Below are 1641 nucleotides of genomic sequence, written 5' to 3' on the forward strand. Positions count from 1 at the left end.
GGGTCTGACTCACATCCGATGCAGTTCAGGTGCGGAATGGCGCTTTGGAGGGATGAATGTCATGACCGTCGCCATTGCACTCTCGTCGCTCGTTCCAGCCGGCCTGTCAGTCGAGCAATTCGAGGTCGTCGACGCTGTTCTCGTCGTGACGGCGTCATCGCGAACCAGGCAGGCGAGTTGCCCGTCCTGCTCGTTTCTCGCACGCCGTGTCCATAGCCGATACATTCGGCATGTGGCCGATCTTCCGTCGGCGGGACGATCGGTTCGGTTGCGGCTGATCACGCGCCGATTTCGGTGTGATGTCGTGACCTGCCGCCGAAAGATCTTTGCCGAGCGCTTCGGTGACGCCGTCCCGGAACGAGCAAGGCGCACGGGCCGGATGGATTGCATTGTTCATCATCTCGGCTTGGCCCTGGGCGGACGTCCGGCGGCCAGCTTCGCTGAGCGTCTGATGATGCCGGTCAGCAACGATACGCTGCTCCGCATCGTTCGCCGCCGGGCACGACAGCGGACTGAACCTCTGACCTATGTGGGCATCGACGATTTCGCCTTTCGTCGAAATCACCGCTACGGATCGATCGTCTGTGACCTGGAGCGACGACGGATCGTCAAGCTCCTGCCGAACCGGGAGATCGCCACGGTGGCAGCTTGGCTGTCCGGTCATCAAGGGATCCGGATTGTGACCCGCGATCGTGGCGGTGGCTACCGAGAAGCGGCCGCCAAGGCGTTGCCCGATGCCGTTCAGGTCGCCGATCGTTGGCATCTGATGGAGAATGCCAGTGCGGCCTTTCTCGACGCGGTGAAGAAATCGATGAAGCCGATCCGTGCCGCTCTCGGCGCGAGGAGCGTCGACCCGACGCTTCTGACCTCGGCCGAAAGGATTCAATACGAGGGTTTTCTGCGCCGGGAAGAAACGAACACAGTCGTGGCGGCTCTGGCTGCCGAGGGCGTGTCGACCAAGGAAATCGTTCGTAGAACTGGCAGAAGCCGCGGTCTGGTTCGGCAGGTCATCCGCGGCGAGAGGACGGATGTTTTTCCGCTGCCGGCAGGGTTCTCTCGATCCGCATCTTCCCTTCCTCGATGCGCAATGGGAAGCAGGCTGCCGCAATGGCGCGGAGCTCTGGCGACGCCTGCGGACGAAGGGTTTTGCAGGGTCACTGCGCGTCGTCGGCGAGTGGGCGACACGGCGGCGCCGGTCGGAGAAAATGTCGGCATCCGATCTCCGCAAGGTCCCGTCCGCGCGAACGATCGCCCGTCTGATGACGCTGAGACGAGATCATCTGACGAAGGCGGAGACGATCGTGGTCGCCGCGATCGAAGCCGGCGTTCCACTGCTCGCCGATGCAAGAGCCCTGATCGACCGGTTTCACCGTATGATCCGCGGCCGAGCGGTCGATGATCTGGACACCTGGATCCGTGATGCCGAGAAGGGCCTGCTCGCGTCTTTCGCTCGCGGCATAAGGAACGATGCTGCCGCGGTGAGAGGGGCCGTCAGCGAACTCTGGTCGAACGGCCAGACCGAGGGCCAGGTGAACAAACTGAAGCTCGTGAAACGCCAAATGTACGGCCGAGCAAAGATCAATCTCCTCGAAGCTCGTCTCCTCGGTGCAGCATGATCGTCATCGAAAGTGCGTCAGACCC

Annotated in this window: 1 pseudogene; it reads left to right on the forward strand. The window is 62.4% G+C overall.

Features of this window, described 5'->3' with window-relative positions:
• The first annotated feature begins 61 nt into the window (after window positions 1-61).
• A pseudogene (locus MF134_RS23755) lies at window positions 62-1616 on the forward strand (ISL3 family transposase).
• Window positions 1617-1641: the final 25 nt, after the last annotated feature.

The sequence above is a fragment of the Jiella marina genome (assembly GCF_024359545.1).
Classification (GTDB): domain Bacteria; phylum Pseudomonadota; class Alphaproteobacteria; order Rhizobiales; family Rhizobiaceae; genus Jiella.